We start from the raw sequence: 6732 nt of genomic DNA, 5'->3' as shown, positions 1-6732 counted from the left end.
GGGCAGTATGGTGTGCTGCTGTAGCCTGGTTGTACGTATTTCTGGTTATACCGCGCATTACCTCGCCCGAGCTTTTGGTTTTTGCGCTTTTGTTGCCTATGACGATTGGTGGTCTTGCTGCTCGTCATGCCAGTACAGCAGGCTATGCCTTTTCATTTAATATGTTTCTTGTCGTGCTGATGGGCCCTTCTAATACGGAGCGCTATGATGAACAGTCGTTTCTGAACGGGGCATTAGCTTTTTTACTGGCAATTTTATTTGTCGGGTGGACGTATCGCACCATTCTGCCATTTCAGATTGATTCACGCATGCGGCGTATCAGCGCCTGGCGGGCGCAGTGCCTGAAAAATCTGGCGCAGATGAATAACCATGTAAATGCGGAAGACTGGCTGTCAGACAGTGCAGAAAGCCTGGTAAGAACATTACGCAATGCGCAGACAGTACCTGATGCGCTGAAGCTTGTTTATATGCAGGATCAGCTGAAAGTTATGAATCTGGGCATGAGCATTATTGCTCTGCGGACAGCACAGCAGGATGAGTTTTTGCCTCAGCGCATCAGTCGGGGGCTTCAGTTATTCCTTCGTCGATGGGAAAAAAAGGGGCCTGTTGTGCTTGAATATAACAGGCTGATAATTGCCAGTGTAGCACGGCAGCTTGCCAGAACGCAGCAACCTGAAATACGCCACAGGCTTGAACAGGTTGATGCGTCTTTTAAAACAATGCTGGCAGAATATAAGAGCCTGTAAATTTACTTAACAAAGCCGACTATTTTCTCTGCCTCAGTGACTACAGGTTCCGCAATAGCCTGCGCACGCTCTGCACCAGAGCGCAAAACTGAAACCAGATGCGCTTTATCCTGCAACAGGCGCTGTGTTTCTTTGGCAATCGGGTCGATAGCACTGATAACAACTTCGCTCAGAGCCTGTTTAAAAGGACCAAACCCTTCGCCCTGGTGGCGTGCCAGCACATCATTTACGCTTATGTCAGCGAGGGCAGCATAAATTGTGACCAGGTTTCTGGCTTCAGGGCGCCCTTCAAGTGCATCAAAAGTATCAGGCAGCACTTCTGAATCTGTTTTAGCACGACGAATTTTCAGAGCAATCGTATCGGCATCATCTGTCATTTCAATGCGACTTTGCGCAGAAGGGTCAGACTTTGACATTTTTCTGGTGCCGTCACGCAGGCTCATAACCCGTGCAGCAGCCGGAGGAATAAGGGCTTCGACCTGTGGAAAAAACTCAACGCCATAATCATGGTTGAATTTCTGGGCAATATCGTTCGCAAGTTCGAGGTGCTGTTTCTGGTCTTCGCCAACCGGTACACGGGTGGCTTTATAGGCCATAATATCAGCTGCCATCAGGTTGGGATAAACATAAAGACCGGAAGAATGATTTTCACGGTCTTTACCTGCTTTATCCTTAAACTGGGTCATGCGGTTCAGCCAGCCAAGGCGAGAGACACAGTTGAAAATCCATGCCAGGCGGGCATGAGCTGAAACAGCAGACTGGTTAAACAAAATATGTTTTTGCGCATCGATACCTGATGCAAGCAGAATAGCCGTCTGTGCCAGTGTCTGTTCGTGTAGTTTTTGAGGGTCCTGCCAGACTGTAATGGCATGCATATCAACAAGACAGAAAACACATTCATGATCTGCCTGCAGGTTAACCCAGTTGCGTATAGCCCCCAGATAATTGCCGAGCTGAGGGATGCCTGAAGGCTGAATACCAGAGAAAATACGTTGCATTGATTTTACCGAAAAAATGATAATTAAATCAGGGAATAAGAGACTTTTTGTGCAGCTCTGCGCGCTCAGCTGAGACTTTAGGTGTTGAAATATGGCGTGCTCTTGCTTCTGCGATATCCGCAGCCGTTAGTGTCGGCGCAGGTTTTGTATCTCCACGGGCAGAAAGCCAGTTGAGGATAGTCGCAATTTCCTCATCTTTCAGACGGTCAAAAGACGGCATGTAGGAGTCATAAGGCTTGCCATCAACAACAATTGCACCGCTTAAGCCGTTTATCAGAACATCGGCCAGGTAGCGTTTACCTTCTGGTGTGCTGGCAATAATATCAATGCGCCCTCTGACAGGGGGAACAGAACCCGGCATACCATCACCACTATGATGGCAAATACCACAGTTCATACCATAAAGCCGTTGTGGACTTTTCTTTGAGCACCCGGTGAGTGAAGTGGCGGCAAGGCACAGAACCACAAAGCGCAATGAAAGAGATCTGAAACATGAAGGCATGGCTGAGCCTTTGTTTGCTCTCCCCGCACAGGCAGGGAGAACAGACTAATGTGCGTGATCAACACCAAGAAGCTGAATGCGGAAAATAAGCGGGCTGTCTTCAGGGATAACACCCATCGCTTTATGTCCGTATCCCAGTTTTGCAGGGACATAGAGCATCCATGTATCGCCCACATGCATCATAGGCAGAGCTTCCATCCAGCCTTTGACAAGCCCCTGTAAAGGCATTTGCATATAGGCACCATCACCATGCTGCTCAGAGCTGTCAAAGATAGAACCATCAGGCAGTTTGCCCTGGTAAATGACCATCATCATGTCACCAGGTACAGGCTGCTCACCATCTTTAGGGCCTGAATGCAGCACTTTATAAGCAAGGCCACTTGGCAGAACCTTAACGCCAGGTTCAGCCAGCAGCTTATGCATCTGCTGTTCAGGAGTCAGTTCGACCTCCTCATGTGATGCACAGGCTGTGACAGAAAACAGCAGGGATGCAGCAAGCAGGGAGGAGAAAAATTTTGAGCGGCGAGTCATAACGCTCCTTTCATTCATGCAACAGAAAAGAGGGGAACGCTCTCAGAGCGTTCCGCCGTTACGGCCAATCTGAGCCCCCAGGCGCAGACGCAGCGCGTTAAGCTTAATGAAGCCCTGAGCATCTTCCTGGTTATAGGCCCCTTCATCATCTTCAAAGGTTACCACGCGTGTATCGTAAAGGCTGTTGGGGCTTTCACGACCTGTGCAGATGACATTGCCTTTGTAAAGTTTAAGGCGAACACGGCCGTTGACAGAATGCTGTGAGGCATCAATCAGTGCCTGAAGCATACGGCGCTCTGGTGAGAACCACAGGCCGTTATACAGAATAGAGGCATAACGTGGCATCAGACTGTCTTTAAGGTGCATTGCTTCACGGTCGAGTGTAATCGATTCAATGCTGCGATGCGCGGTCAGCAGAATGGTGCCGCCAGGCGTTTCATAAATGCCGCGTGACTTCATGCCGACAAAGCGGTTTTCAACCAGGTCAAGACGACCGATACCGTTTTGTTTGCCGAGTTCATTCAGGCGGGTAAGCAGTGTTGCCGGAGACATTGCGACGCCATTAATAGCAACCGGGTCACCTGAGACGAAGTCAATGGTGATTTCGGTCGCTTTATCGGGTGCATCTTCAGGGGCAATCGTGCGCTGGAAAACAATTTCTTCAGGGGCAACAGCCGGGTCTTCAAGAAGCTTACCTTCAGATGAAGAGTGCAGCAGGTTTGCATCGACAGAGAATGGTGCTTCGCCACGCTTGTCTTTGGTAACAGGAATCTGGTTCTCTTCTGCAAAGCTCAGCAGGCGGGTGCGGGATGTCAGATCCCACTCGCGCCATGGGGCAATGACCGTAATGTCAGGTTGCAGAGCATAGTAGGCCAGTTCAAAACGAACCTGGTCATTCCCTTTGCCGGTTGCGCCATGAGCAACAGCATCGGCACCAACTTCGCGGGCAATTTCAATCTGACGCTGGGCAATGAGCGGGCGGGCAATAGAGGTGCCCAGCAGGTACTGGCCTTCGTAAAGGGTGTTCGCCCGGAACATGGGGAACACATAGTCTTTTACGAATGTTTCGCGCAGATCTTCAACAAAGATATCTTTAACGCCAAACATCTCAGCTTTTTTGCGGGCTGGTTCAAGCTCTTCGCCCTGGCCGAGGTCAGCGGTGAAAGTGACGACTTCACAGTTATAGGTTTTCTGGAGCCAGCGCAGAATAACAGACGTATCAAGCCCCCCGGAATATGCCAGTACAACTTTTTTGACGTCTCTTCTGGTAGCAGGCGAACCCATTCTGATGATCTCCAAAAAACAATGTGATATAAGACTTAGCTAGCTCTTTTTTTTAGGGTTTAGCAAGGCATGCAGGGCCTTTGAAAACCTGAAAAATATGTCAGCAGGCAGAAAAATTATCGTGCGGAGGCACGCTTCCTCTCACTTTCAGTTTTGAGCTGACCACAGGCCGCCAGAATGTCGCGCCCGCGTGGTGTGCGGATAGGAGCTGAAAAACCCGCATCCATAATAATTCTGGCAAATTTATTCTGCTGCTCCCGTGTTGATGGCTGATAGTTACTGCCATGCCAGGGGTTGAACGGAATAAGATTTACTTTGGCTGGAATGCCGGCAATCAGACGTACCAGCTCACGTGCGTCTGCTTCACTGTCGTTAATGCCACGTAGCATAATATATTCAAAAGTGATGCGGCGGGCGTTGCTTGCTGCCGGATAGCGGCGACACGCTGCCAGAATTTCTTCAATAGGATATTTACGGTTGAGAGGCACAATCTCATCTCGCAGGTCATTGCGTACAGCATGAAGTGACACAGCAAGGTTGATGCCAAGTTCACTGCCGCAGCGGTCCATAAGAGGGACAACACCGGATGTTGAGAGAGTAATGCGCCGGCGTGACAGGCCAATGCCTTCGCCATCCATGATAATTTTCATGGCTTTGGCTATGTTCTCGTAGTTGTAGAGAGGTTCACCCATGCCCATCAGCACAATGGTTGAGAGCAGGCGAGGGGTATCCCCCTTGGGGCTTGGCCATTCGCCATAGGCATCACGGGCGGCCATAAACTGCCCGACTATTTCAGAAGCACCAAGGTTACGTACAAGCTTTTGTGTGCCGGTATGACAAAATGTGCAGGAAAGCGTGCAGCCTACCTGAGATGAAATACAGACAGCGCCGCGATCTTCTGTGCGGTCGGGGATGTAAACGGTTTCAGCTTCCTGCCCGTCGCGAAAACGAAAAAGAAACTTACGCGTTTCATCGTTTGATGTCTGGACAGAGGTTGCTTCAGGGCGGCCAATAACAAAACGCTCGCCCAGTTTCTGCTGAAGCGGTTTTGAAATTGTGCTCATCTTTGAGAAGTCAGTTACACCCTGATGATAGATCCAGTGCCACAGCTGCTTGGTTCTGAAAGGTTTTTCACCAATCTCTACGAGGATATCAGTCAGTTCCTCACGTGACAGGCCTGTCAGGTCACGTCGTCCGTCAGGCAGACTGGCATCTGGCGGGCTGAACAAAGCCGATTTAGCCAGAATACGGGCACGTTCATCTGTGCTGAGCAAGGTTGCTGCTTCTGCATCGTGAGAAGGTGAAGGAGAATCGACGGAGAACATAAGCGGAACCATGTCAGAAAATAGGGAGTGAGAAAGCTCTCTAACAGAAAAATCTGCGAATTGCACAGAGAACAAGCATACCAGCTATTTTTTCTCTGATGGAGGCGGAGGAGCTGAAAAATATCAGCCCGTTTTACGTGCGGCTATCAGAAACTCTTTATTACCTTCCGGGCCGGTAATCGGACTTTCCTCAATGCCGAGAACGGTCCATCCGCCCAGATTTTTCCACCAGTTTTCAATCATATCGCACACAGCCTGATGTATGGCGGGGTCGCGCACAACACCTTTAGCTCCGATATGTTCGCGCCCGGCTTCAAACTGCGGTTTGATAAGCGCAACAGCCCAGGCGTTCTCCGCAGCCAGGTTAAGTGCCGCGGGCAGTACGCTGCGCAGACCAATAAAGCTGGCATCGCATACTACCACAGATGGAGGCACGCTTATTGTTTCTGCATCAAGGTGGCGTGCGTTACATTTTTCCATAACGGTAACGCGCGGGTCTGAACGCAGTTTCCACGCCAGCTGACCATAGCCGACGTCAACTGCATAGACTGAGCGGGCACCGTTTGTGAGCAGCACATCTGTAAAGCCACCGGTTGATGCACCAATGTCCAGACATACCTGATCCTGCGGGGAGAGTTGAAAATGCTCCAGCGCATGCGCCAGCTTACATCCCCCACGTGACACCCAGGGGTGAACCTGCCCGCGTACTTCGAGCGGCACGTTCTCCGCAAGCTGGTCTCCGGCCTTCATAATACGCTTCTGGTCTGAAAAGACCAGGCCTGCCATAATCAGGGTTTGCGCTTTACTTCGGCTTTCAACCAGACCGCGGTCAAAAAGCAACTGATCCGCACGTTTGCGTGCCATTAATCAGAGAGCCTTTTCAGAGGCAGAGGGTACAGGAACCCCAAGTGCGCTGAGAGCAGTATTTACGATGTATGGAGCGGTAAGGCCAGCCTGCTCATACTGTGCTGCCTGAGTATTATGGTCGATAAAGATATCAGGCAAGGTCATGGGACGAAAGCGCACAGTGTCCAGCAGCCCGGTTCTGGCCAGGTGATGCATGACGAGAGACCCAAAGCCACCCTCTGAACCTTCCTCAAGCGTAATCAGCACAGCGTGGTTGCGTGCCAGATTTTCAACAAGGCCGGTGTCAAACGGTTTGGCAAAGCGTGCATCAGCAACGGTAGGGGCCAGGCCATGGGCTGCGAGGATATCTGCTGCGTTAAGCGCTTCAGCCAGGCGCGGGCCGAGGGAGAGGATGGCGATGCCACCTTTCTCAGGACCGCTCTGACTGCCCATTTCACGAATAATCCGGCCTTTGCCAATTTCGAGCACCTGTCCGGCTG

8 protein-coding genes are annotated in these 6732 nt (G+C 50.7%); 1 reads left to right on the top strand and 7 read right to left on the bottom strand.

Going from position 1 to position 6732, the window contains the following annotated elements; all coding sequences use genetic code 11:
- A partial coding sequence (locus tag HK25_RS05100; protein ID WP_198945947.1) for an FUSC family protein occupies positions 1-746 on the top strand: 746 nt, incomplete at its 5' end.
- A gap of 2 nt (positions 747-748) precedes the next feature.
- Here HK25_RS05100 and trpS read toward each other — a convergent pair.
- From trpS to HK25_RS05065, 7 genes are all read right to left on the bottom strand, one after another.
- Complete coding sequence (trpS, locus tag HK25_RS05095) at positions 749-1744, bottom strand: tryptophan--tRNA ligase (protein ID WP_086635527.1); 996 nt, start codon at positions 1742-1744, stop codon at positions 749-751.
- A 28-nt stretch (positions 1745-1772) separates the two neighbouring features.
- Positions 1773-2246 (bottom strand): cytochrome c, encoded by a 474-nt coding sequence (locus HK25_RS05090; protein WP_086635526.1) that lies wholly within the window; start codon positions 2244-2246, stop codon positions 1773-1775.
- Positions 2247-2291: 45 nt separating this feature from the next.
- Positions 2292-2777 (bottom strand): FKBP-type peptidyl-prolyl cis-trans isomerase, encoded by a 486-nt coding sequence (locus HK25_RS05085; protein ID WP_086555295.1) that lies wholly within the window; start codon positions 2775-2777, stop codon positions 2292-2294.
- A 42-nt stretch (positions 2778-2819) separates the two neighbouring features.
- On the bottom strand, positions 2820-4061 hold the full coding sequence (locus HK25_RS05080) for an argininosuccinate synthase (RefSeq protein ID WP_086635525.1): 1242 nt from the start codon (positions 4059-4061) through the stop codon (positions 2820-2822).
- 116 nt (positions 4062-4177) lie between these two features.
- Positions 4178-5386, bottom strand: coding sequence for a 23S rRNA (adenine(2503)-C(2))-methyltransferase RlmN (gene rlmN, locus HK25_RS05075; RefSeq protein ID WP_086635529.1), 1209 nt, complete (start codon positions 5384-5386; stop codon positions 4178-4180).
- 123 nt (positions 5387-5509) lie between these two features.
- Positions 5510-6250 (bottom strand): TlyA family RNA methyltransferase, encoded by a 741-nt coding sequence (locus tag HK25_RS05070; RefSeq protein ID WP_086635524.1) that lies wholly within the window; start codon positions 6248-6250, stop codon positions 5510-5512.
- 3 nt (positions 6251-6253) lie between these two features.
- Positions 6254-6732 (bottom strand): transketolase C-terminal domain-containing protein (locus HK25_RS05065; protein ID WP_304528637.1); only part of this gene is annotated, 479 nt, incomplete at its 5' end.

It is taken from the genome of Acetobacter sp. DsW_059 (genome assembly GCF_002153695.1).
Taxonomy (GTDB): Bacteria; Pseudomonadota; Alphaproteobacteria; order Acetobacterales; family Acetobacteraceae; genus Acetobacter; species Acetobacter thailandicus.
This window is presented reverse-complemented; position numbering and strand designations above follow the sequence as displayed.

What these genes read in the sequence shown, in the direction of transcription:
- HK25_RS05090 (WP_086635526.1), bottom strand. Translation starts at nt 2,246, where the DNA reads ATGCCTTCATGTTTCAGATCTCTTTCATTGCGCTTTGTGGTTCTGTGC.
- rlmN (WP_086635529.1), bottom strand. Translation starts at nt 5,386, where the DNA reads ATGTTCTCCGTCGATTCTCCTTCACCTTCTCACGATGCAGAAGCAGCA.
- HK25_RS05080 (WP_086635525.1), bottom strand. Translation starts at nt 4,061, where the DNA reads ATGGGTTCGCCTGCTACCAGAAGAGACGTCAAAAAAGTTGTACTGGCA.
- HK25_RS05070 (WP_086635524.1), bottom strand. Translation starts at nt 6,250, where the DNA reads ATGGCACGCAAACGTGCGGATCAGTTGCTTTTTGACCGCGGTCTGGTT.
- trpS (WP_086635527.1), bottom strand. Translation starts at nt 1,744, where the DNA reads ATGCAACGTATTTTCTCTGGTATTCAGCCTTCAGGCATCCCTCAGCTC.
- HK25_RS05085 (WP_086555295.1), bottom strand. Translation starts at nt 2,777, where the DNA reads ATGACTCGCCGCTCAAAATTTTTCTCCTCCCTGCTTGCTGCATCCCTG.